19 protein-coding genes and 1 pseudogene are annotated in these 23,509 nt (G+C 71.0%); 10 read left to right on the forward strand and 10 right to left on the reverse strand.

The genetic code is table 11. The features are described 5' to 3' along the window. Positions 1–10: 10 nt before the first annotated feature. From A3G1_RS34910 to A3G1_RS0114670, 5 genes are read left to right on the forward strand one after another with little or no spacing between them, the layout of a single operon-like run. Complete coding sequence (locus A3G1_RS34910; protein ID WP_051110536.1) at positions 11–3,547, forward strand: phage tail protein; 3,537 nt, start codon at positions 11–13, stop codon at positions 3,545–3,547. Then, positions 3,544–4,470: a WD40 repeat domain-containing protein gene (locus A3G1_RS34915; protein ID WP_018350232.1), complete on the forward strand. Its 927-nt coding sequence runs from the start codon at positions 3,544–3,546 to the stop codon at positions 4,468–4,470. The genes A3G1_RS34910 and A3G1_RS34915 overlap by 4 nt, the downstream gene beginning before the upstream one ends. A gap of 52 nt (positions 4,471–4,522) precedes the next feature. Next, positions 4,523–4,885 carry an ArsC/Spx/MgsR family protein gene (locus A3G1_RS0114660; RefSeq protein ID WP_018350233.1) on the forward strand — a complete coding sequence of 121 codons (363 nt, stop codon included), beginning with the start codon at positions 4,523–4,525 and terminating at the stop codon, positions 4,883–4,885. A 7-nt stretch (positions 4,886–4,892) separates the two neighbouring features. Then, positions 4,893–5,297 (forward strand): ACT domain-containing protein, encoded by a 405-nt coding sequence (locus tag A3G1_RS0114665; protein ID WP_018350234.1) that lies wholly within the window; start codon positions 4,893–4,895, stop codon positions 5,295–5,297. A gap of 3 nt (positions 5,298–5,300) precedes the next feature. Further along, a complete protein-coding gene (locus tag A3G1_RS0114670; RefSeq protein WP_018350235.1) occupies positions 5,301–6,395 on the forward strand; it encodes a threonine aldolase family protein in 1,095 nt (364 codons plus the stop codon). A gap of 118 nt (positions 6,396–6,513) precedes the next feature. Here A3G1_RS0114670 and A3G1_RS0114675 read toward each other — a convergent pair whose 3' ends face one another. The 3 genes from A3G1_RS0114675 to ligD (A3G1_RS0114685) all read right to left on the reverse strand — a co-directional run bounded on the left by A3G1_RS0114675 (position 6,514) and on the right by ligD (A3G1_RS0114685) (position 10,182). Beyond that, positions 6,514–8,283: a S8 family peptidase gene (locus A3G1_RS0114675; RefSeq protein ID WP_211216312.1), complete on the reverse strand. Its 1,770-nt coding sequence runs from the start codon at positions 8,281–8,283 to the stop codon at positions 6,514–6,516. A 176-nt stretch (positions 8,284–8,459) separates the two neighbouring features. Further along, positions 8,460–9,305 (reverse strand): non-homologous end-joining DNA ligase, encoded by an 846-nt coding sequence (gene ligD / locus A3G1_RS0114680; protein ID WP_018350237.1) that lies wholly within the window; start codon positions 9,303–9,305, stop codon positions 8,460–8,462. Next, positions 9,298–10,182 (reverse strand): non-homologous end-joining DNA ligase, encoded by an 885-nt coding sequence (ligD, locus tag A3G1_RS0114685; protein ID WP_018350238.1) that lies wholly within the window; start codon positions 10,180–10,182, stop codon positions 9,298–9,300. The genes ligD (A3G1_RS0114680) and ligD (A3G1_RS0114685) overlap by 8 nt, the downstream gene beginning before the upstream one ends. Before the next feature lie 48 nt (positions 10,183–10,230). On the opposite strand from ligD (A3G1_RS0114685), the pseudogene ku reads away from it, so the two are divergent. Continuing rightward, positions 10,231–11,219, forward strand: a pseudogene (gene ku / locus A3G1_RS0114690) (non-homologous end joining protein Ku); the annotation flags it as partial. Here the strand turns inward: ku and A3G1_RS0114695 are convergent. Next, a complete protein-coding gene (locus tag A3G1_RS0114695) occupies positions 11,134–12,720 on the reverse strand; it encodes an acyl-CoA dehydrogenase family protein (protein WP_026212142.1) in 1,587 nt (528 codons plus the stop codon). The pseudogene ku and the gene A3G1_RS0114695 sit on opposite strands and share 86 nt — an antisense overlap. Positions 12,721–12,906: 186 nt before the next feature. Beyond that, on the reverse strand, positions 12,907–14,310 hold the full coding sequence (locus tag A3G1_RS0114700; RefSeq protein WP_157641144.1) for an MFS transporter: 1,404 nt from the start codon (positions 14,308–14,310) through the stop codon (positions 12,907–12,909). A gap of 102 nt (positions 14,311–14,412) precedes the next feature. Here A3G1_RS0114700 and A3G1_RS0114705 point away from each other — a divergent pair, with 102 nt between their 5' ends. Next, on the forward strand, positions 14,413–15,246 hold the full coding sequence (locus tag A3G1_RS0114705) for a helix-turn-helix transcriptional regulator (protein ID WP_018350242.1): 834 nt from the start codon (positions 14,413–14,415) through the stop codon (positions 15,244–15,246). 259 nt (positions 15,247–15,505) lie between these two features. Here the strand turns inward: A3G1_RS0114705 and A3G1_RS34920 are convergent, their stop codons facing one another. Then, the gene (locus tag A3G1_RS34920; protein WP_018350243.1) at positions 15,506–16,732 is read right to left on the reverse strand and encodes a M23 family metallopeptidase; all 1,227 of its coding nucleotides are present in this window, start codon (positions 16,730–16,732) and stop codon (positions 15,506–15,508) included. Between the two features lie 72 nt (positions 16,733–16,804). Between A3G1_RS34920 and A3G1_RS34925 the strand changes: the two genes are divergently transcribed. Together A3G1_RS34925 and A3G1_RS0114720 are read left to right on the forward strand one after the other, a co-directional pair. Beyond that, positions 16,805–17,848, forward strand: a complete 1,044-nt coding sequence (locus tag A3G1_RS34925) for an APC family permease (protein WP_083936936.1) — start codon at positions 16,805–16,807, stop codon at positions 17,846–17,848. Continuing rightward, positions 17,845–18,435, forward strand: coding sequence for a GNAT family N-acetyltransferase (locus tag A3G1_RS0114720; protein WP_018350245.1), 591 nt, complete (start codon positions 17,845–17,847; stop codon positions 18,433–18,435). The genes A3G1_RS34925 and A3G1_RS0114720 overlap by 4 nt, the downstream gene beginning before the upstream one ends. Positions 18,436–18,719: 284 nt before the next feature. Here A3G1_RS0114720 and prfH read toward each other — a convergent pair whose 3' ends face one another. From prfH to A3G1_RS0114735, 3 genes are all read right to left on the reverse strand, one after another. Beyond that, positions 18,720–19,328 (reverse strand): peptide chain release factor H, encoded by a 609-nt coding sequence (gene prfH, locus A3G1_RS0114725; RefSeq protein WP_018350246.1) that lies wholly within the window; start codon positions 19,326–19,328, stop codon positions 18,720–18,722. Beyond that, positions 19,325–20,503, reverse strand: coding sequence for an RNA ligase RtcB family protein (locus A3G1_RS0114730; RefSeq protein WP_018350247.1), 1,179 nt, complete (start codon positions 20,501–20,503; stop codon positions 19,325–19,327). The genes prfH and A3G1_RS0114730 overlap by 4 nt, the downstream gene beginning before the upstream one ends. A 190-nt stretch (positions 20,504–20,693) precedes the next feature. Then, positions 20,694–21,665, reverse strand: coding sequence for a threonine aldolase family protein (locus A3G1_RS0114735; RefSeq protein WP_018350248.1), 972 nt, complete (start codon positions 21,663–21,665; stop codon positions 20,694–20,696). Between the two features lie 67 nt (positions 21,666–21,732). On the opposite strand from A3G1_RS0114735, the gene A3G1_RS34930 reads away from it, so the two are divergent. After that, positions 21,733–22,764 (forward strand): winged helix DNA-binding domain-containing protein, encoded by a 1,032-nt coding sequence (locus A3G1_RS34930; RefSeq protein WP_018350249.1) that lies wholly within the window; start codon positions 21,733–21,735, stop codon positions 22,762–22,764. Here the strand turns inward: A3G1_RS34930 and A3G1_RS0114745 are convergent. Beyond that, positions 22,735–23,478 (reverse strand): thioesterase II family protein, encoded by a 744-nt coding sequence (locus A3G1_RS0114745; RefSeq protein ID WP_018350250.1) that lies wholly within the window; start codon positions 23,476–23,478, stop codon positions 22,735–22,737. The two genes, A3G1_RS34930 and A3G1_RS0114745, sit on opposite strands and share 30 nt — an antisense overlap. Between the last annotated feature and the right edge of the window lie 31 nt (positions 23,479–23,509).

Genomic DNA, 23,509 nt, shown 5'->3' on the forward strand with positions numbered 1-23,509 from the left:
GGCTGGAGGCGTGACGGCGCGGGCGCAGAAGGAGCCCGGGGAGAAGGCCGGGCCGGTCAGGCCGCGCCGCGCCCCGGTGCGCCAGGCGGCCCCGATCGCCCTGCTCCGGCTCCAGCGCGGGGCCGGCAACGCCGCCGTCGCGAGCCTGCTCGACGTGCAGCGCGCCGACTGCCCGGCCCCGGCACCAGCCCCCGAGGGCAAGACCCCGGCCGCCGACCCGAAGTTCGCCGCGTTGAAGGGCGACATCGGCGCCAAAGCGAAGACGGCCAAGGCCCACCCGCCGGCCGCCGCCGAGGTGAAGAAGGCCCAGGACGCGGCCGTCGCCCCGCCGGAGGACAAGGAGGCGCAGGCCAAGGCCGCCCAGGCCGGGAAGATGGCCGAGGCCAAGCCCGGTGGCTTCGACAAGGCGGCCTTCATCGCCGCTGTCAACGCCGCCATCGCCAAGCAGGCTCCGCAGAACCTCGACGAGGCCGACAAGTTCGCGACGTCCGGCAAGGCCGACCAGATCAAGTCGGACGTGATGGGCAAGGTCAGCCAGGGCAAGGACTCCTCGGCGAAGGACGTCACCGACAAGACGAAGGAGGCTCCCGACACCAGCAAGGCCGTGGAGAAGCCCGTCACGCCGATGCCACCCAAGCCGGCTCCGCCCGTGCTGGGGGCCCCGGACCCGAAGAAGGCCATCCCGGACAAGGCCCCGGCCGAGCAGACCGACCTGCGCGCCGGGCCGTGCGAGAACAACGCGAAGATGGCCGGGGCCGGGGTCACCGAGGATCAGCTGGCCAGGTCCAACGAGCCGGAGTTCACCGGGGCGCTCGACCAGAAGAAGCAGGCCGAGGAGCACGCCGCGACGGCTCCGGCCCAGGTACGCGCGGCCGAGACGCAGCAGCTCGCCGGCGCGCAGTCGGCCGCACAGGCCAGCGGGGCAGAGACGGTCGCCGGGATGACCGGGGCGCACGCCGGTACCGGGCAGCGCGGCGAGCAGGCCCGCAACGCGACCAAGACGAAGGACGAGCAGGACCGGGCGCGCATCGCCGGCGAGATCAAGGGCATCTTCGACAGGACGAAGACGGACACCGAGGCGATCCTGGCCAGCATCGACCCGGGCGTCGACGAGCGGTTCGCCGCCGGGGAGGCCGAGGCCAAGTCCGCGTTCACCCGGGAGCACCAGACCCGGATGCGGAAGTACAAGGACGAGCGGTACGGGGGCGCCGGCGGGGCGCTGCGCTGGGGCTACGACCTGTTCGCCGGGCTGCCGTCCGAGGCGAACCAGATCTTCCAGGAGGCGAAGAAGGTCTACGAGGCGAAGATGCAGGCCGTCATCTCCTCGATCGCCGACTTCGTCGGGGCCAAGCTGGCCGAGGCCAAGGCCAGGATCGCCACCGGCAAGGCCCAGGTACAGGCGCATGTCGACTCCCAGGGTCCCGCCCTGCGCAAGCTGGCCGGGGAGGCGGCGAAGGAGTTCACCGACCAGTTCACCGAGCTCGAGTCCTCCGTGGACGAGAAGCAGAAGTCGCTGGTGGACGACCTGGCCGCCAAGTACGCCGAGGCGCGCAACGCCGTCGACGAGGAGATCAAGAAGCTCCAGGACGAGAACAAGGGCTGGGTCGCCCAGGCCGCCGAGGCAGTCGGCGGGGCGATCGAGACGATCAAGAAACTCAAGGACATGCTGCTCGGCGTGCTGGCCCGCGCGGCCGGTGCGATCGAACTGATCATCAAGGACCCGATCGGTTTCCTCGGCAACCTGATCAGCGCGGTCAAGGGCGGGGTGATGGCCTTCGGCGCCAACATCGTCACCCACCTCAAGAACGGGCTCAAGGCCTGGCTGCTCGGCAACCTGGCCAGCGCGGGCATCGAGATCCCCGAGACGTTCGACATCAGGGGCATCCTGAAGATGGTCCTGTCGATCCTCGGGCTCACCTGGGCCAACGTCCGGACCCGGATCCTGAAGTTCATCCCGGAACCGGTGATGCAGCGGCTCGAGCAGGGCTTCGAGATCGTGAAGATCCTGGTGACCGAGGGCCTGCCGGGGCTGTGGAAGTACGTGGTCGAGAAGATCGGCGACCTGAAGGAGATGGTCCTCGGCCAGATCAAGGATTTCGTGATCGAGCGGATCATCAAGGCCGGCATCGTCTGGCTGATCAGCATGCTGAACCCGGCCGCAGCGTTCATCAAGGCCTGCCAGGCGATCTACAACATCGTGATGTTCTTCGTCGAGAAGGCCGCTGCGATCAAGGAGTTCGTCGACTCGGTCCTCGACTCGATCGAGTCGATCGCCCGCGGCGGCACCGGCGGCGTGGTGGGCCTGATCGAGAACGCGCTGGCCAAGGCGCTGCCGATGGTGATCGGCATGCTGGCCAGCCTGCTCGGCCTCGGCGGCATCTCCGACAAGATCAAGAGCATCCTGGAGAAGATCCAGGCCCCGGTGAACAAGGTCATCGACTCGGTCGTCGGCACGGTCGTCAAGGCAGGCAAGAAGCTGTTCGCCAAGGTGAAGAAGAAGGCGAAGGCCATCTTCGACTGGGTGGCGCAGAAGATCCGGCCGAAGAGCATCGCCAAGCCGTTCGCGATGGCCTCCGGCGAGCCGCACACGCTCACGGCGCAGGCCAGCGACTCCGGCCTCAAGGTCATGATCGCCAGTGCCTTCGCCGGCGAGGTCCGCGCCGTGATGAGCACCCTCAAGGGCCAGGCCGGGAAGCTGACCGGCTCGGAGAAGACCAGGGCGCTGTCGGCGATCGGTGAGATCGAGACGCAGCTCGGCCTGATCGCCGGGGCCGAGGCGAAGTGGAAGTCCGGCAAGGCCAAGGCGGAGAAGGCCGTCAAGGAGCGGGTGCAGCGCCGGGTCAAGGACGGCCGGATCAAGACGAAGGCCGAGGCGGAGGCGCTCAGCAAGCAGCTGCTCGCCGAGAAGGAGCAGAAGCTCTACCAGCCGATCGAGCAGCTCCTCGCCAAGCAGATCGTGGCCCTGCGCAAGCTCAAGAGCATGAAGCAGTTCGTGGACACACCGGGCAAAAGGCGCCTCCCGCCGGGATACGATGTCCGGACCAGGCTGTACGTGCTCGGCAGCGGCTGGAAGGCCGCCTCGACGAACTGGCGGAACGCGGAGAAGACGAAGCTGGTGAACAACGTGACCGCGATCCTGGCCGGCGGGTACACCCCAGCCGCCCGGGCCAAGCTCGTCAAGCTGGACAAGCTCCACCAGCTCCCGGAGAACGCGCTGGCCAGGTTCGACGCGAAGAAGTTCAAGGCCTCCGAGGTCGCGGCGACGGCGTACGAGGTGGACCACTCCGTCCCGCTGGCCGAGCACTGGAAGTCCGACGGGCACAAGATCAGCGACGACCAGCGGCGCGCCCACTGCGTCGACCAGAACAAGTGGCGCCTGATCACCAAGTCGGTCAACGCGAGTCTCCAGGCCGGCGGGCACAAGTTCGGCCAGCAGCGCGACCTGGATCCCGGGTTCACCAGCTCCCTCGCCGACGGCGGCGTGCCCAACGCCAAGCGGATCGACGGCAGGCCGCTCCTCGATGACAAGGACAAGCCGCTGACATGAGACTCGACCAGCCCTCGCGGGCCGCACTGGCCAATCCGACCCTGGTCACGAGCCTGGCCGTGGCGCCGGACGGCTCCGAAGTTCTGGCCGGCCAGGCCTCGGAGGACGGCCAGCCCGCGCTCAGCCGCTGGGCGCTGCCCGATCTGTCGCCGCTGGACGGGCCCGGCGGGGACCTGCTCGGCGAGGACACCTGCCGGGTCCTGGTGCGCGACGAGGCCGGGCGGGTGGCCCTGGCCGGATTCAGCCGGCAGCGGCTCGTCCTCATAGCGCCGGACGGAACCCGGACGGAACCCGTCCCCGGCGACGTGGTCTGGGCCGAGCTGGGCGGGGGCCTCCTGGCCAGCAGCGGTACCCAGACCGAGCTGTACGCACTGGACTCCGCGGCCCCGGAGCTCCTGTGGCGCCTCGACCCCCCGGCTCCCCGCCTGCCGAACCAGCCGAGCCTCGCCCCGCTCATCTCCCTCGGCGCCGACCGCAAGAGCTTCACGGTCGGTGGCACGGGCGATCCCGAGGTCCGGGTGTACCCGATCGGCGGCGGCCCCGCCGAGGCCGTCCTCACCGGAGCCCCCGAGCGGCTGCGCTGGCTCGGCCAGGCCCCCGGTAGCGGGTACGTCCTCGCGATCGACGCCGACGCGCGCTCCACAGTGGTGTGGAAGGCCGGTGCGGCCGGGCCCCACCTGCCGGACATCTTCGGCGAGGAGGCCCAGCAGTACTGGTCGGCGGCGTTCCATCCCGACGGGGAGCACGTCGCACTGGGCATGCTGTCCGGGTACGTCGACATCTTCCGGCTGCCGGACGGCGAGATCACCGACAGCCAGAGCCGGCACACGGGCCGGGTCCAGGCCCTCGCGTTCACGCCGGACGGCTCGCTGCTGCTGAGCGGGGGCGACGACGGGCAGCTGCTGGCCTGGCCGGTGCGCTGACTCCTCGCGGGTACGAGCGAGTACCGGCATCCTGGCCAGGCACAATGACCCGATGGAGATCTGGAACAACCCGGCGTGCAGCAAGTGTGCCGCCGCACGCGAGACGCTCGACGCCGCCCACGTCCCGTACACCCTCCGGCCCTACCTGGAGCAGCCGCCGACCGAGGCCGAGCTGCGCGAGGTCCTGGCCAAGCTCGGCATGGAGCCGTGGGAGATCTGCCGTCTCGGCGAGCCGGCCGCCAAGGAGCTGGGCCTGGCCGACTGGGGTCACGAGGCCCCGGAGCGCTGGATCTCCGTCATGACGGCCCATCCCGAGCTGATCCAGCGGCCGATCCTGATCCTGGACAACGGGCGCGCACTGGTCGGCCGGACAGCCACGGCACTGGCCGAGGCCGTGTCGGAAGCCGGGGACTAGAGCGCGCATGGCGGGCGAGAAGGACCTGGCGACCCTGCTGTCCACTATGGACCCCGAGGTCCACGACGGCGAGTACGTGTTCGTGACGGTGCCGGACGGGCAGCAGCCGGACGGCGTCCACCCGGTGGTCACCGTGGCCGAACGGGAGGGCCTGACGCTCGTACTCCCCCGCGCCGAGGCCGACGGGCACGGCCTGCCCTACGAGTACGTGGCCGGCTGGCTCACGCTCCGCGTGCACTCGGCGCTCGACGCGGTGGGCCTGACGGCGGCGGTCGCGACGAGGCTGGCCGGGGCCGGGATCAGCTGCAACGTCGTCGCGGGCTATTTTCATGATCACCTTTTCGTACCGCACGCCGACGCGTCCCGCGCCGCCGGCCTCCTCATGACCGAACCCCGAGACGCAGGAGCCTGAGAGATGACGGAGACCGCGACCGAGCGCCGGGTCCGGCTGATGCGTGCCAGCGAACGGCTGCTGTCCGGTGGCGGGTGGATGTCGCCGGCCGAGCGGCTGGCGGCTATCCAGGAGTACGCGGCCAGCCATCCGCTCCCCGACGTCTACGGCGAGGGCGGGGCCCTGACCACCCTGGAGGAACGCGTCGCCGGCCTGCTCGGTACCGAGGGCGCCCTCTACTTCCCCACCGGCACGATGGCCCAGCAGGTGGCGTTGCGTGTGTGGGCCGAACGCACCGGTAACCCGGTCGTGGCCATGCATCCGCTGCACCACCCGGAGGTCCACGAACGGCATGCGTACTCGGCGCTGTCCGGGCTGCGTTCCGTCTGGCCGGCGCAGGCCCCCCGGCTGGCCACGCCGCCGGAGATCGCCGAGTGCGAGTCCTTCGGCACGTTCATGGCTGAGCTGCCGCTGCGCGAGGCCGGCTTCGTGCTCCCCAGCTGGGACGAGCTGACCGCGTCGGTGGCCGCCGCCCGTGACCGCGAGGCCGTCGTCCACTTCGACGGGGCGCGGCTCTGGGAGTCCACTGTGCACCTCGGGCACACCCTGCCCGAGATCACGGCCCTCGCCGACAGCGTGTACGTGTCGTTCTACAAGACGCTCAACGGGCTGTCGGGCGCGGCGGTGGCCGGTTCGGAGGACTTCCTCCGGGACGCGCGGACGTGGCGGCACCGGTACGGCGGGCAGCTCTTCCAGCAGTGGCCTGCCGCGATGTCCGCGCTGGCGGGGCTGGACACGATCCTGCCGAGGCTGCCGGAGTACGTGGCTCACGCGAAGGTCGTGGCTGCCGCGCTGGGCCAGCATGCCGAGGTCTACCCGGCCGTCCCGCACACCCACCAGTTCCAGGTGTGGCTGCCGTACCCGGCGAAGGCGCTCCAGGATGCGGTGCTGACCGTGGCCGAGGAGCTGGGCTGGTGGACGATCGGCGGCTGGCGCGAACCCGGCAGGCCCGGCCACTCGATGGCCGAGGTGACGATCGCGGAGCGTGCGCTGGAATGGTCGCCGGCCGACGTCACGGCGGGCATCACGGCGCTCGTCGAGGCCGCGAAGGGCCGCTGACCGGAGCCGCTGTGAGCTTCCGGGGAGCGTGGCCGGAGCCTCCCGCACGCGGCACGCTCCCCGGAAGCGGCTGAACCCGGGTACCCCGATGCGCGCGGGGTACCCGGAGCCGGTGTGACTAGAAGGTCAGGTTCCAGGCGTCGATCCTGCCGACGTCCTGGCTGGCGACGTCCTGGACGCGGAGCTTCCAGGTGCCGTTCGCGACCTCCGCCGACGCGTTCACCGTGTACGTCTTGATCACGTTGTCCGCGCCGTCGCTGTTGGTGATGTCCTCGAGCAGGTAAACCGAGCCGTCCGGGGCGACCAGGGAGATGATCAGGTCACCGCGGTAGGTGTGCTTGATGTCCACGCCGACCTTGAGGGTGGCCGGGGCGTTGCCCGTCACGCCGGTCACCGCGATGGAGCTCTCCACCGTGGCGTTGTCGTTGATGGTGACGTCGGTCAGGTTCTCGAAGTACTTGCCCGGCGGCACGGTGGTGCCGACGGCCTTGAGCGCGTCGACCTGGCCCTCACCGAAGAACGAGTTGTTCGCGGTGGTGCCGGTGCACCGGCTGTCCGACGGGCAGGCCGTGTCGTTGGCCTGGGTGGCCAGCTTGGCCCGGATGTCGGCCGGGGTGAAGGTCGGGTTGACGCTGGCGATCAGCGCCGCGACGCCCGCGACGTGCGGGGAGGCCATCGAGGTGCCGTTCATGTTGCCGTACTTGCCACCCGGCAGCGTCGAGTACACGCCCGACGAGCCGTCGCCACCCGGAGCCGCCACGTCGATGATGTTCGAGCCGAAGTTGGAGTACGAGGCCTTCAGGCTGGTGCCGTTGCCCATCGCGGCCACCGTGACGACGCCCGGCAGCTCGGTCGGGATGTCGATGCAGGAGTTGTTGATGGTGCGGGTGACCGGGGTCGAGTCGTTGGGGCTCGACGAGTCGGTCGTCTTGTTCGCCAGGTTGTAGTTGGAGTTACCGGCGGCGGCGACCTGGAGCGAGCCCTTGCCCTCTGCGTACTGCTGGGCGCGGTTGACGCCCTCGATGATCGCTGCCTGGTCGAGGTTGTCCGGGCAGTTGAACATCCACGGGTCGGTGTAGTAGCTGTTGTTGGTGACCTTGAAGCCGTGGTCACCGGCCCACATGAAGCCGCAGATGGTGTTCTCCGCGTAGAACATGCTGGTGCTGGGCTCGGCGATCCGGACGGAGGAGATCTTCACCCCCGGCGCGACACCGATGACGCCCTTGCTGTTCTTCGCGGCGGCCACGGTGCCCGCCACGTGGGTGCCGTGCGTGCCGACGTCACGCCACGCGCCGGTCCGGGTGTCGGTCTTGCCGTAGGCGCAGGAGACCGAGTCGGCGGCGTTGAAGTTCGGCGCGAGGTCCTGGTGCTGGTCGTCCACGCCGGTGTCGAGGATGCCGACCTTGACGGTGGACGAGCCGGTGTTCACGGCCCAGGCCTGGTCGGCCTTGATCTGGGTCATGTCCCAGCGGTTCGACTCGGTCAGGGTCGTCGTCTGCTGGGCGGGGTTGGCCGGGAGGGCCGGGTTGTAGGCGTCGGCAGGCACGTCCGTGGTCCGGGTCGCGCCGACCTTCTGGATGCCGGAGACGCCACGCAGGGTGCTGGCGAAGGTCGACGAGGTCGAGTGCGCGACGACGACCCCGATCGCGTCGTAGTAGGAGAAGACGGTGCCGCCGTTGTTCGTGACGGCTGTGCGGGCGGCAGTCGTGTCACCGGGGGCGACGATGACCAGGTAGGCGCGGGTGCCGGCCGCCCAGGCGGTCGAGCCGGACGGCGCGGCGGCCGCCGGGGAGAGCCCGGCTGGGGAGGCCGCGAAGGCTAGCGCGGCGCCGAGGGCGGCAGCGGCCACAGTGGAGCGCCGCAGCCTGCTGGCTGTGAGGGGAAACAATGCGTCCTCCGATAACCCGGTGGTGCCGAGGGGACACCAGGCGAGCCCTCCGAAATCGAGGGGGTGACGCAAGATAGCCGAACTCTTACTTAAGACGAAAAGGCTTTCGGCTTAAGGGTTAATTAAGAAGTACTGACCTCGTGACCGACGGTGCCCGAGCATGGGCACCGCCGACTCTAAATTCCGATACCCAGGAGGGAACTGAACAGATCCCCCGTCGTCACAATCCGTTGCAGGACCTCGGCCGTCCCGAGCAGCCGGGGTTCCTCGTCCCAGCTGAAGGGCGCGGAGACGGTCGGCACGGCCCCGGCTCGCAGCGAGTACGGGGCGACCGTGGTCTTGGCGGCGTTGTTCTGGCTCCAGTCCACGAGGACCTTGCCCGGCCGGAGCGCCCGCTCCATCCTGGACACCACCAGCTCTGGCGTCTCGGCTTCCAGCTCCTCCGCGAGCCCCTTCACGTACTCGGACACGACGGTGGCGGTGGACGTGCCCTCCAGCGCGCACATGAGCTGCATGCCCTTGCGCCCGCTCGTTTTCGGCAGCGCCTCGTGGCCGTCGGCGGCCAGCCGGTCGCGGAGCCGCGCGGCGACGGCGAAGCACTCGGCCAGCCCGGCGGGCGGGCCGGGGTCGAGGTCGATGACGAGCCGGTCGGGATGCTTGCGCGTTCCGGCCCTCCACTGTGGTACGTGGAGTTCGAGTGCCGCGAGGTTGGCGAGCCAGACCAGCGTGGCCAGTTCCTCGACGAGGACGTAGTCGACGTCGCCGTCACGGTGCGTGGGGACCCAGTCCGGGGTGTGGCTGGGGGCCTGCTTCTCGAAGAAGCTCTTGCCGAGCGCGCCGTCCGGGAAGCGGATCCGGGTCACCGGCCTGCCGGACAGGTGCGGGATGATCACGGGTGCCATCTGGCGGTAGTAGTCGATGACCTCGGCCTTCGTGACCCCCGGGTACAGCTCCTTGTCCAGGTTCGACAGGGTGAGGACGCGGCCTTCGACCTCGACCCTGACCTTCGCGTCCCTACTCATGGTCGAGGACCTTGCGCAGCCGGGGGAAGCGCAGCCGCCCGGCGTTGGTCAGCTGCCCGTAGGCCACCTCCACCACGATCAGCGGCTCGACCCAGCGTGCGCCACGCCGATCCTCCGGCGGCAGGGCCTCAGCGAAGGGCGAGGTGGGCCTGGCGAGCGGTTCGAGCAGGCCGAGCAGCCGTTCCTCCGTGGCCGCCGAGATGCCACCCCCGACCCTGCCCCGGAAGACCAGGCCCTCTTCTTCCTCTGTACCGACGAGCAGCGCCCCCAGCCGCCGCGCCCCCGGCCGCCACCCGCCGACGAGAACGTCCATCGTGGACTCGTTCTTGCACTTGACCCAGTCGGCGCTCCGCAGCCCCGGCCGGTACTGCGAGGTGCGGCGCTTGGCCACCACGCCTTCGAGCCCGAGCTGCGCCGAGGCCGTGTACGTGGCCGGCCCGTCGTCGAAGGCCGGCGGCACCGCCCAGTGCGGCCCGGCCAGCCCCAGCTCGTCCAGCCGCGCCCGGCGCTCCTCGTACGGGAGCTCGCACAGGTTCTCGCCGGCCAGGTACGGCAGGTCGAAGATCAGGTACGTGACGGGCAGCCGGGCGGCCAGCGCCGCCGGTGGCCGGTCCCGGTGCATCCGCTCGGCGAGCAGCTCGAAGCTCGGCCTGCCGTCGGCGAGCACGACGACCTCGCCGTCGAGCACCGTGCCGGGCGGGAGCGAGAGGCCGCTCAGCTCCGGGTACCGGGAAGTGACGTTCGTGCCGGAACGGGCACTCAGCCGCAGGCCGGGGTCGAACGTGGCGACCACCCGCACCCCGTCCCATTTCAGCTCGAACACCCACTCGGGACCGGAGGGCAGTGGCCCCGGAGTCGCCAGCATCGGCGGGAACATGAGCCGATTTTCGCAGTTCAGGGCGGGTCGTGGTGCCATCCTGGACAGGTGAGGGCGATCTGGAAGGGCGCTGTTTCCTTCGGGCTCGTGTCCATCGGCGTCCAGCTGTACTCGGCGACCGAGGAGAAGGACCTGAAGTTCCACCAGGTGCACCGCGAGGACGGTGGCCGGATCCGCTACAAGCGGGTCTGCGAGGTCTGCGCGAAGGAGGTCGGCTACTCCGACATCGTGAAGGGCTACGACCTCGGCGGCGGCGACCTGGTGCTCCTGGACGAGGACGACTTCAAGGGCCTGCCGCTGTCCAGCTCACGGGCCGTCGAGGTACTGGAGTTCGTGCCGGCCGAGCAGATCGACCCGATCCTCTACAACAAGGCGTACTACCTGGAGCCGGCCGAGGCGGCCGTCCGGCCGTACGTCCTGCTCCGCGACGCGCTGGCCGGCGGCGGCAAGGTCGCGATCGTGAAGGTGGCCCTGCGGCAGCGGGAGGCGCTCGCGACCCTCCGGGTACACGAGAATGTCCTGGTCCTGAACACCATGCTGTGGCCGGACGAGATCCGCAAGCCCAAGTTCGGCTTCCTCGACGACGACGTGAAGGTCAGGCCGCAGGAGCTGAAGATGGCCGAGTCGCTGATCGAGACGATGACCGGCGACTTCGAGCCCTCCGACTACCACGACGACTACCGCAAGGCGCTCCAGGAGGTCGTGGACGCGAAGATCGCCGGCCGCGAGGTCGTCGCGCCCGAGGCACCTGTCATGGCCGAGGGCAAGGTGATCGACCTGATGGCCGCGCTCAAGGCGAGCGTCGAGCAGGCCAAGAGCCCGGCGGCCGCAGAGAAGAAGCCAGCCAGGAAAGCCACTCCGGCGAAGAAGGCACCCGCGAAGAAGGCCGCGGCGAAACGCGCGCTCAAGGCCGTGCCCGCCCCGGCCAAGCGCGCCCGCAAGTCAGCGTAGTCAGATCAGCGAACGGTCCAGGATCGCGCCGAAGTCCACAGAGGACGGCAGCGTGCCGTAGACGTGGCCCCACTCGCCGCCGAGCCGCGACGCGCAGAAGGCGTCGGCGACGGCGGCCGGGGCGTGCCTGATGAGCAGGGAAGCCTGCAACAACAGGGCGAGCCGCTCGACCAGCACACGGGCGTTGCTCTCCTCCGGGCTGAACGCCAGGGCTGACAGCGCCGCGTCGAAGTGCCGGTTGCCGCCGCGCGCTCCGGACAGCTCCGCGCGGAACGCCTCGACAGCGGCAGGCTTGCCGAGTGCCCGTACCGCGTCGAGCGCGGCGACGTTCCCGGAGCCTTCCCAGATCGAGACGAGCGGGGCCTCCCGGTAGAGGCGGGCCATGTCGAAGTCCTCGACGTAACCGTTGCCGCCCAGGCATTCCAGGGCCTCGGCGGCGTGCGCCGGGCCGCGCTTGCAGACCCAGTACTTGGTGACGGCCAGGGCCAGCCTGCGGAAGTCCGTCTCGCCGCGATCGGTCGCGCCGGACAGCCGCAGGGCGACTGTCGTCGCCGCTTCCGATTCGAGGGCCAGGTCAGCGAGCACGTTGCGCATCAGCGGCTGGTCGATCAGTTCACGGCCAAAAGTCCTCCTGTACCTGGCGTGGTGCCCCGCCCGCACGACCCCGGCCCGCATCCCGCTGGCCGCGCCGAGCACACAGTCCAGCCGGGTCATGTTCACCATCTCGATGATGGTCCGCACGCCGTCGCCCTCGCCGCCGAGCAGCCAGGCGGACGCGCCCTCGTACTCGACCTCGCCCGAGGCGTTCGACTTGTTGCCGAGCTTGTCCTTGAGCCGCATCAGCCGCATCGCGTTGCGCGAGCCGTCCGGCAGGACCCGGGGCAGCACGAAGCACGACAGGCCGCCCGGGGCCTGGGCCAGCACGAGGAACAGGTCGGACATCGGAGCTGACGTGAACCACTTGTGCCCGGTGAGCAGGTACGTGCCGTCGCCGGCCGGCACGGCCTCCGTCGTGTTCGCGCGGACGTCCGACCCGCCCTGCTTCTCGGTCATCGACATGCCGGCGATCAGCCCGCGCTTGGTGAGCGGGGCGCGCAGCCCGGGATCGTAGGTGCGGGCGGTCAGCAGCGGCTCGTACCGCGCCGCCAGCTCCGGGTTGCGGCGCAGCGCGGGAACGACCGAGTAGGTCATCGAGATCGGGCAGCCGTGCCCGGCCTCGGCCTGGCTCCACACGAAGAACTTGGCCGCCCGGGCCACGTGCGCGCCCTTCGTGTCGTCGGCCCAGGGCGCGGCGTGCAGCCCGCTGGCGACAGCCACCGACATCAGCTCGTGGTACGCCGGATGGAAGTCCACTTCGTCCACCCGGTGCCCGTACCGGTCGTGCGTCCGCAGCACCGGCGGATACGTGTTGGCCTGCCGGCCAAGGTGCAGCACGTGCGCGCTGCCTGCCAGCTCACCCAGCGCGCGCACGTCGGCCGCTGCCCAGCCCGCGCCCTCCCGCTCCAGCCCTTCGAGCAGGGCTGCGTCCTCGGCTGCGTCGAAGTTCTCCAGCGGCGGTACCTGGTTGGTCACCTCATGCGTGCGCATTACTAAAGAGTAACTGGGGTTGAGTGGGCTGGCCCCTTGAGCAGGTTCCCTTTGCGCTCCGGCCCGAGGGGCCTCCGCACAAAGCGAACCGGGGCCAGCCCGCCCAACCCGTGCCCGGGCGCCGTTACCGTTGCTACGTCTGCCGGCGCTTCACGGTCAGCCCAGTAGTTGGGACGTGTTGGGACATCAGCTGCGGCGGAGGCGGAGCGCGAAGAGCGCTGCCACGGCCGCGACCCCGGCCAGGGCCAGGCCGGCGCTGCCCATCGCCGCCGGGCCGTCCTCGGCGCGCAGCTCGGTCAGGTAGTACGAGCCGACGGTGGCCACGCCGATCACCTGGCCGAGCTGGGTCAGCATCGCGAGCAGCCCGGCGGCGTCGCCGGCCTCCGCCACGGGCACGTCCCGCAGGCCACGGTTCAGCATCGGGGTGAACGCGACACCCAGCCCCAGCGCGAGGCCCACACCGGTGGGCGCGAGCTGGTACCAGTGCGTGGCGTGCCCGGTCGCCGGGCCGAGCAGCGCGTAGCAGCCGGCGGCCAGCACCAGCCCGGCCGGGATCATCAGGCCGTGCCACCGGGCCGGGACGCGCCGCCAGTTCAGGCTGGCGATCGCGAACGCCCCGGCCCCCGGGACGAACGCGACCCCGGCGAGCAGCGGGCTGAAACCCCGGCTTGACTGCAGGTGCAGGGCCTGCGTGAACAGGAATCCCGCGTACGAGGCCATCAGCATGAAGATGCCGGCCGCGGCGGTCAGCACACCCGGGTACCGCAGCAGCCGGCCGGACACGAGCGGGTCGGCCGACCGGCGCTGGGTCACGGCGAACAGGCCGAACACCAGCACCGAGGCGGCCATGCTCAGCCAGCCCCACAGTGGCCAGTCGTTCTCGTGCCCGAGGACCAGCGGCACGACCAGCAGCAGCGCGGCGGGAGACAGGGTGGCCACGCCCGCCAGGTCGAGCCGCCGGCGCCGCGTACCCGCAGCCGCCGTGGCCTGCTGGGCCGGCAGCAGCTTCACCGCCGCGACCAGCAGGATCACGCCCACCGGCACGTTGACCAGGAACACCGGCCGCCAGCCGGTACCGAACAGGTCGGCACTGACCAGCACCCCGCCGAGTACCTGGCCGGCCACGGCCCCGCCGGCGATGACCGCCGCGTACAGCGACAGCGCCCTGGCCCGGGCACCGCCGGTGAACTCGCGCTGGATCACGCCGAGTACCTGCGGCACCATCAGCGCCGCCCCGGCACCCTGCGCCAGCCGGAACCCGATCAGCGCCCCAGCGTCCCCGGCCAGCCCGCACGCGAGGGACGCGACCGTGAACAGGCCCAGCCCGGTCGTGAACATCCGCCGCGCGCCGAACAGGTCACCCAGCCGGGCACCGGTGATCAGCAGCATGGCGTAGGCGATCGTGTACCCGGCGACGATCAGCTGGAGAGCCGAGCCGGAGGCGTTCAGATCCTGCTTGAGGGCCGGAGCGGCCACGTTGACGATGGACACGTCCAGGATGGCCATGAACTGTCCAGCCAGGACGGTGCCGAGCAGCGCGCCCCGCCGCCGGGTGCGGGGCGGCGCGGGTTCGATCATGGTTGCGGTCATGGTGCTGAGCGTGCCCGGAACCGGGTACCGGTAACGAGAGCCTGATCATCCTGGTACCACCAGCACCTGGCACCGGTGTCCCCCGGCCCGCATCATGGTCCGGTGACCACCCGCCGCACGGAGCTCGCCGCGTTCCTCCGCAGCCGCCGCGACCGGATCAGCCCCGAGACCGCTGGCCTGCCGCCCGGCGCCCGCCGCCGCACCCCCGGGCTGCGCCGCGAGGAGGTGGCGCAGCTCGCCGGGGTCGGCGTCACCTGGTACACCTGGCTGGAGCAGGGCCGGCCGATCAACGCCAGCGTGCAGGTGCTCGACGCCATCGCCCGCACCCTGCGCCTCGACGCGGCCGAGCGTATGCACCTCTACCAGCTCGCCGACATCACGTCAGCCCCGCCAGCGCCGGACGGCGGCTGCCAGGTACCGGACGAGGTGCAGACCGTGCTCGACGCGCTGGCGCCGCTCCTGGGCTGCGTCTACAACACCCGCTACGACCTGCTCGCCTGGAACGAGCCGTACCGGCGCCTGTTCCCCAACCTGTGCGCGGCGCCCGAGCCGGAACGTAACGCGATCTGGCAGACGTTCATGTGCCCGCCGAAGCGCAGCCCGTACGTGAATCCGGAGCAGGACCTGCCGTTCATGGTGGCCCGGCTGCGGGCGGGGTTCGGCGCGCACGTCGGCGAGCCGGCCTGGACGGACTTCGTCCGCCGGCTGTCGGCGGCCAGTCCCGAGTTCGTCAGGCTGTGGTCGGCGCACGACGTGGCCGACTCCAGTTCACGGGTGAAGATCTTCCGGCATCCCCGGGCCGACGGCGAGATCCGGCTCGTCTCGACCACCTTCGGGATGCCGACCCCGCCGGAGACCAGGATGGTGGTGTACACACCGACCGACGAGGACAGCAGACGCCGGCTGTCGCTCCTGGACGGCGCACTGCTGGAATGACCGCGCACCGCCGCGCGTCTCGGCAAATCAACCCATAGCACCGCAGCTAAGCCCGAAGCAGTCTCCGTGACCCCCATCGGGTTCTTCCACAACGACCACAACCGGGCTAACCGTGAAGCGCCGGCAGACGTAGCAACGGTAACGGCGCCCGGGCACAGGTTTGGCGGGCTGGCCGCGGTTCGCTTTGCGCGGAGGCCCCCTGGGGCCGGAGCGCGAAGGGAACCTGCCGTAGCGGCCAGCCCGCCAAACCCCAGCTAGCTCAGCAGGCCGGCGGAGCCGGCTGCCCGGTGTTGATTTTGACGAAGGCTGCGGAGATGTAGCCGCCGTCTGTCTTCTTGTCCCACACCGACGTCGTACCGTACGGGCCGGTCACCGAGCTGCCGCTGGCCGTGCAGGCCACCTGGATCACGTCGTTGTGGGCGTGGGAGCCGATGACGCTGTAGCTCGTACCCGGGCCGCTGCGCACGTTCACGCTGCTGTAGGTGCCCGAGTTGACCGTCGCGGCCGAGCCGGTCGGTGCCGGGCCGCCCGCGCCGTAGTTGACCAGGTTGCAGCAGGAGTTGCCGTAGATCTTGGTGCCGTTGCGCTCGGCGTACCCGGCGTAGGCCTGTGAGCCCTCGTACCAGGTCCAGCCGCCGATGTCCTTGCCCTGCACGGCGATGGCGGTGTCGCCCTGCCACAGCGTCCAGTGCACGTGGTCGCCGTTCGCCCGGCCGCCGCACGGGAGCTGCACGTCGATGTCGCCCAGGAACTCGCCCAGCGCGATCGCCGAGCCGTCACCCTTGGTCGTGGTGCTGCTCAGGTGGTAGTACCCGGTGGTGTAGCCGTTGTCGTGGACGACCTTCAGGTACGGCCACTGGCCGCCGCTGGTGCAGAAGCGGTAGAGCTTGCCGGCCCGGGAGGCGCGGACCTTGCCGTCGCCGCCGTAGAAGTCGATCGAGTTGTACGGGCGCGAGGTGCCGGAGTTGCCGTGGACGCCCCAGTGCGCCCAGCCCTTGTTCAGCTCCCAGGGCAGCGCGAGCCCGGTCGGGGTGCCAGCCAGCGGGGCCGGCGCGCTGAACAGCGCCTTCTCCTCGGCGTCGACGACGGACTCCGGTGCCCGCCCCGCCGCCGTGGCGAACTCACGCGTGCCTTCGAGGCTGACCGTCCAGCCGGCCCGGGTCTTCTCTGCGAGGAACAGCGCGGTCACGGGCGAGGCTTCGACGCCGCCGGGTACCCGGATGATCGCGCCGCCGAAGACCCAGTTCCGCTGGCGGCGCTTGGGCTCGACCATCGTCTCCAGCGCCGGGCTCGCGTACGCGGCGCGCGCGGTCTCGCCGCGCTGGGCGATCAGGGTGCGCTCGACGGCCTGCCGCATGGCCGGCTCGTCGGCCGGGCCGGCCTGGGCGGGGAGCGCCGCCACGGACAGCGCGCCGAGGAGGGTGCCGGCCGCGAGCGCGCCGCGCAGCCAGCCCCGGTACCGGGAAAGGGGTGTGAGGGGTTGCATGGTGGACTCCTAGAGGGGGTTGAGTCACAGTGGCGGGCAGCGGCGCCCGCCTGAAGGGAACCTTAGCGCCGGATGTCAGAAGACAGTCAAGATCGTCTATTCTGTGAACGTTCCGGCCCAGATCGGCCTGGTGAGCAGGGTTTTCCACCATGCCGGCCGGCTCACCATGTGAACAGCTGGCGAATTTCGCAGGTAACGATTCGGCCATCGCCACCACGGGCCGCGGGGCAGTCCTACGATGATCTCCAGCCGGGCTTCGTCGGGTTCGAGGGCGCCGCAGTGTTCACCGAGGAGGCCAAGGATCCGCGCCGGACGGTCGCCGTGTCGACGTACCTGTCGGTCGGCATCATCGGCGTGCTGTACGCGGTGTCGGCCTGGGTGCTGACGGTCGCCGCGGGGCCGGACCAGATCGTGGGCCTGTCCAGGGCACAGGGCCCGGAGACGATGTTCGTGCTGTCCGGCCCGCACGTCGGCTCGCTGGTGAACGACATCGGGCACGTGCTCCTGCTGACCAGCATGATCGCCGCCATGATCAGCTTCCACAACACGACGGCGCGGTACGCGTTCGCGCTCGGCCGGGAGCGGGTGCTGCCTGCCGTCTTCGGCCGGACCAGCCGCCGGACCGGGGCGCCGAAGGTGGGCTCGATCGCCCAGAGCGTCACGGCACTCCTGGTGATCGTCGGGTACGCCGTGGCCGGCCTCAACCCCCTCGAACAGCTCTTCTTCTGGCTCGGTACCGGCGGGGCCTTCGGCGTCCTGCTCCTGATCGCCGCCACGGCCGTCTCGATCGTCAGCTTCTTCCTCCGCAACCGCACGCCCGACTCGATGTGGCACCGGCTGATCGCCCCGGGCCTCGCCGCGGTGGCACTGCTCGTGATCATCGCCGTCGCTGTCGCCAACTTCGGTGCCCTGCTCGGCACGCCGGACTCGCCGGCCGCGTGGCTGATCCCCGCCGTGTACCCGGTGGCCGCCGTCCTCGGCGTCGCCTGGGCGATCGTGCTCCGCTCCAGCCGCCCCGGCGTGTACCAGACCATCGGCCTCGGCGCGAACAGCGCGACCGGCCGCACGACGACCAGCAGCCCGGCCCGCCCGTCGGCCACGGAGGTATCGGTATGACACAGGTACGGTTCGGGCACGCCGGCCCCGAGGACGCCGAAGCCGTCGCGAACGTCGTCGGCACGGCGTTCTGCGACCTGGACGTGGCGAAGTGGCTCGTCCCCGACCCGGTCGAGCGCGCGAAGATCCTGCCGGCCCAGTTCGTGATCCTCGCCGAGCACGCGATCCGGTACGGCACGGTGCTCCTGACCGTCGAACGGGACGCGGCGGCGGTGTGGTTCCCGAAGGACGGCACGCCGATCCCGCCGCCCCGGGACTACGACGCCCGGCTGGCCACGGCGTGTGGCGCGTGGACGGACCGGTTCCACACGCTCGACGAACTGTTCGACGCCCACCACCCGGCAAAGCCACACCAGCACCTCGCGCTGCTGGCCGTCCTGCCGGGACGGCAGGGCAAGGGCGTCGGCAGCGCCCTCCTCCGGTACCGGCACGAGCAGCTCGACGCGGCAGGCGAGTCCGCGTACCTGGAAGCCAGCAGCCTCCAGAGCCGCGCACTGTACCTGCGGCACGGCTACGAGCCGCACGGCGAGCCCTTCGCCGTCCCTGACGGCTCCCAACTCTGGCCCATGTGGCGCGAACCCCGTTAGCTGGGGTTGGGCAGGCTGGCCGCTTCAGCAGGTTCCCTTCGCGCTCCGGCCCCAGGGGGCTTCCGCGCGAAGCGAACCGCGGCCAGCCTGCCCAACCCGTGCCCGGGCGCCGTTATCCGAGCGACGTCTGCCGGCGGATTACGGTCAGCCCGGTAGGGGTGGGCTTAGAACCCGTGGTCAGGACACGCCTGCCCGCGGTGTGCGGTCAGCCCAGCAGAAGTGGGGCTGGACGAAACCGTGGGTGGTGGGTGCGGCTGGGATCCGGAGCTGCGATCGGGGCGGTCTCACCGTGGGCGTTCTACTCGTACCGGGTCGCCGCGTACCAGCTCGTCGTGGACCCGCCACCTGGCCGTGACGGCCGCCTGTTCGGCTTGCCTGTCCCCGCGTTCGATGCGCTCGCGGAGCGTCCGCAGGGCGATCGCCCGGTTGAGGCTGAACTGCCGTTCCGTGTCGGCCACGACCACGAGCCCGGTGGGACGGTGCGTGGCGCGGACGGCTGTGCTGACCTTGTTCCGGTGCTGGCCGCCGGGCCCGCCGGTCCGGCACGGCACGATGTCCACATCGGACTCGTCGAACGCTGTGCGCTCGCCGCCCATCTCCACGGCCTGCGCGATCACGTACCAGTTCTTGCGGGAGGTGTTCCGGTAGGGGCTGGGGGCCTGCCAGCACAGCGTCCCGGTCCATTCCTTCAAGAACGCCGCCGCGCCGTCGCCCTCGAGCCTCAGCAGCACCGAGCGCAGCGTCCCCGGCCGGTCGCCGGGGACCGTCTCGACGCGGTGTGCCCGCACTCCCCGGCGGGCGGCCTCGGCTTCCAGCCGGGACAGCAGGTTCGCCACGGCCCACGAGCACTCCTGGGGCCCGCGCCCGGCCGACATCAGCAGATGGGCGCTCATCCCCGGCCCCGCTGCCGCCGCTGGTCCCGCCGCTCGCTCTTCACGTCAGGAGTCTTGTAGGTCACCAGCGGGATGGTGGTGGCCACTGGCGTGGCCAGCTCGTGGCTGACGAGGTCGTTCACCACCTGCTCGATTTTCTTGTACGCCGTGGGCGCCTCCTCGAACAGGAGCTGCCGGTCGCCGCACACCACGATCGACCCGACCGGGGTACGGCGCAGTTCCTCGACTGTGTGCTTGGCCCTGCCCCGGCGGAGGGCGTCGGAGCGCGACATCTTGCGCCCCGCACCGTGCGCGACGGAGTGACCGGCCTCCGGCCCGGCGTGCGCGGCGACGAGGTAGGACGGGGTGCCGCGCGTGCCGGCGATCAGCACGTCGCGCTCGTCACCGGGAGCGGCGCCCTTGCGGTGCAGGTACATCCCGTCGCGGATCTCGACCAGGTTGTGGCACTGGTCGACGATCGGCTCGGCAGGCTCGGCGCCGAGGGCGTGCGCGACGCGGGCCGCGAGCAGCCTGCGGTTCATGGAGCCCCACCGGACGGCCTCGTCGTGGGCCTTGAGGTACGCGGCCGGGTCGGCTGCCGGGCCGGCTCCGTGTACCTCGGTGTGCTCCCGGAGGATGCGCTCGCCGAGGCCACGGGATCCACTGTGGACAATGAGCACGAGATCGCCCTCGGCGAGCCCGAGGCGGTGGGCGTGCATCTCGTCGAACACTGTCCCCACGCGGGCCAGCTCGACGAAGTGGTTGCCGCGCCCGACGGTTCCCAGGCTTTCGGTGTACCCGGCGGGGATGTCGCCCTCCCACACCTCCCAGGCCGGATCACCCGCGTCGGCTACGGGGTCGAGCGGCTGGTCGAGGTCGGGGAACCGGGCCGCGAGCCGCGCCGGGGCCGGCCGCTTGATCCGGATCGGGAACACGGCGATCCCGCAGCCGATGTCCGAGCCGACGAGGAACGGGTACAACACGGTCGAGGCCATCGCGGCCCCGATCGGCGCACCCTTGCCGGGGTGCAGGTCAGGCATGCCGGCCACGTGGACCATGCCGTCGAGCGCCGCCACCTGGTGGCACTGCGCGACGGCGTCGGACTCGATCCAGCTCGACGGCGAGGCGAACACGCTCACCGAGGCCGGACCGGCCGAACCGGAGGAAACGGGCAGGGTGGAGTGGTACTCAGACAAGAAGACGCTCTCTTCACAGGAGAAGAAGGAGGGAGGTCGGCGTCACGGCCGGGATCACGAGGGGATCAGGCAGGCCGGAGCCGGGGGCCAGGAGAGGCCGGGGCCAGAGGGGCCCTGGGGAAACGGGGTCGCCGCACTAGAACGTCATGCCCACACTCTGACTCGCGCCGGCCGCCCCGGGCAAACCGTTTTACTGCTGGGGGATCAGCCGGGTGAGAACCTCGATGGCGCGGGTGATCGCCTGGTCGTCGAGGTCGTAGTGCGTGACGAGCCGCACGAAGGACGGGGCCATCACGCCGATGAGGACACCCTGCTCGGCGGCGAGGCGGGCGGCTTCGGCCGCGTCGGGTACGGCGAGGGCGACGATGTTGGTCTCCACGCTGGTACCGAAGGCCTTCGCCAGGCGGGCCGCGCGGGCGTGGTCCTCGGCGAGCCGGTGGATGTTGCCGAGGGCGTACTGGCCTGCGGCCGCGAGGATGCCGGCCTGGCGCAGCCCGCCGCCGAGCCGCTTGCGGACGACCCTGGCCCGGGCGACGCGCTCGGCGCTGCCGATCAGGACGGAGCCGGCCGGCGCACCGAGGCCCTTCGACAGGCACACCGAGAGGGTGTCGAAGAGTGCGCCGTAGGTGGCGAGGGGTACGCCGCTGGCCACATGGGCGTTCCAGATCCGGGCACCGTCACAGTGGACGGCGATGCTGTGCGCGCTGGCCGCCTCGCGGAGCGCGGTCAGCTCCCCGAGCGGGATGACGGTACCGCCCTTGTGGTTGTGCGTGTTCTCCACGACGACGGCGGCCGTCGGCACAGCCGGGTACCCGGGGAGGCGGATCATGCCCGGCACCTCGGAGAGCGAGCGGAACGTGCGGCTCGTGGCCCCCGCGTAGGCCGCGGCTGCGCCCAGCTCGTAGGTGACGACGTGCGCGTCGACATCGCAGAGGAACTCGGTGCCGGGCTTGACCAGGACGTGCAGCGCGGCCTGGTTGGCCATCGAGCCCGTCGGCATCCACAGCGCTGCCTCGTGGCCGAACATGTCAGCGAGGTGTTCCTGGAGGGCGTTGACCGTGGGGTCCTCGCCCCACACGTCGTCGCCGACCTCCGCAGCGGCCATCGCGGCCCGCATCTCTGCCCCGGGCCGGGTCATGGTGTCGCTGCGCAGGTCAATCATGGGGTCAGCTTAGACGCCGGGCGTGATCGGCCAGCGATGTCACACCCCCTGCCTAGACTCGGGCTTTGTGAAGATCACATGGGACCAGGTGTTCGCCTGGCGGCTGGGGCGGCAGTTCCTCGACCGGCGCGCGGCGGTGACGGCGGTGCAGGTCACGGAGCGGTTGTGCGGGGTGCAGGCCCAGGTCGCCTCGCTCGCGGCCGAGGCCGTCGCCGTGCGGCAGGCCAGGCCTGAGGACCCGGCCGGCGCGCTGGCCAGCGGCGAGCTGGTCAGGACGTGGGCCATGCGCGGGACACTGCACCTGATGACGCCGGAGCAGGCCAGGGCGTGCAACGCGCTGATCGCCACCGCGAAGACGTGGGAGAAGCCGGTCTGGCAGCGGAGCTTCGTGACCACAGCGCAGATGGCCTCGCTGATCGCCGCCGCGAGGGAGCTGCTGCCCGGGCGGGAGCTGACCAGGGAGGAGTTCGTCGCAGCTGCGGCCGGCTCCGATCCGGAGCTCGCCGCGCAGCTGAAGTCGGGCTGGGGCACGGTGCTCAAGCCGCTGGCCTGGCTCGGGCTGCTGTGCCACGGCACGACCGGGCCCGGCGGCAAGGTGACCTTCACGGCTCCCGGCTGGGCGGAGCTGCCCGAGCCGGAGGAGGCCGCCCGGGTGGCCATCCCGGCGTACCTGGGGGCGTACGGGCCGGCGAGCATGGCAGCCTTCGACCAGTGGCTGCTCCGAGGCGCCCTGAAGAAGAAGGACCTGCGGGCCTGGTTCGGCCAGGACGGGCTGACCACTGTGGACGTCGAGGGCGAGGAGCTGTTCGCCCGCGAGGCCGACCTGGACGAGCTGGCGAAGACGAAGCCCAGCACGGCCGTGCGGCTGCTGCCGGCCTTCGACCAGTACGTGCTCGGCCCGGGGACGGCAGACCCTCACCTGCTGGATCAGGCGCACCGGGCTGACGTGAGCCGGGCCGGTGGCTGGATCTCCCCGGTCGTCGTGCACGCCGGTCGTGTGGTGGGCACGTGGGAGCGCACGGAGGAGGGGATCAGGACGAGCTTGTGGCAGCAGGTACCAGAAAAGGGTTTAGAGGAAGCTCTCCAGATCGCCGGATAGCTGCTTGACCACGGTGAGGCCGTCGAAGAGGAAGAAGTGGCCGCCGGGGAACAGCTCCCAGCGGAAGCCGGCGCTGGTGTGCTGGCCCCAGGCCTCGGCGGAGCCGGGCGGGGTGGAGGCGTCGTCCAGGCCGGCGTAGGCCACGATCGGGATGCCGAGCGGTTCCGCCACCGTGTACTGGTGGGTCTCGACCAGCTCGAAGTCGGCACGCAGCGCTGGCAGGAAGAGTTCGAGCAGCTCGGTGTTGGCGAGCAGTTCCTCCGGGGTGCCGCCGTAGGAGCGGAGCCGGTCGAGCAGGGCGGGCTCCGGTAGCGAGTGCAGGTCGGGGATGTGCGCGGGACGGCGCAGGTGCGGGGCGCGGCGGCCGGAGACCACCAGGCCGAGCGGCAGGGGCCGGCCCTCGGCGCGCAGTGCCCGGCACAGCTCGAAGGCGGTGAGCGCTCCCATGCTGTGCCCGAAGAGGACATAGGGCTCCCGGGGCCGGAGTGCGCCGAGCAGCGCCGGGATCAGCGTGGCCGTGCTCCGGTGTGGCTCCTCGGCGAAGCGGGCGCCCCGGCCGGGCAGGCATACCGTGCTGACCTCTGCCCAGTCGGGCAGCTGGGCAGGCCAGTCGCGGTAGGCGGTGGCTCCGCCGCCGGCGAAGGGCAGGCAGATCACCCGGAGGCGGGCGGCGGGACGAGGGCGCTGGGTCAGCAGCCACGGGTCGGGAGTCACGGCGCAACCCTAGCCGCGGTTTCTATAGCGG

It is taken from the genome of Longispora albida DSM 44784, from assembly GCF_000379825.1.
Classification (GTDB): domain Bacteria; phylum Actinomycetota; class Actinomycetes; order Mycobacteriales; family Micromonosporaceae; genus Longispora; species Longispora albida.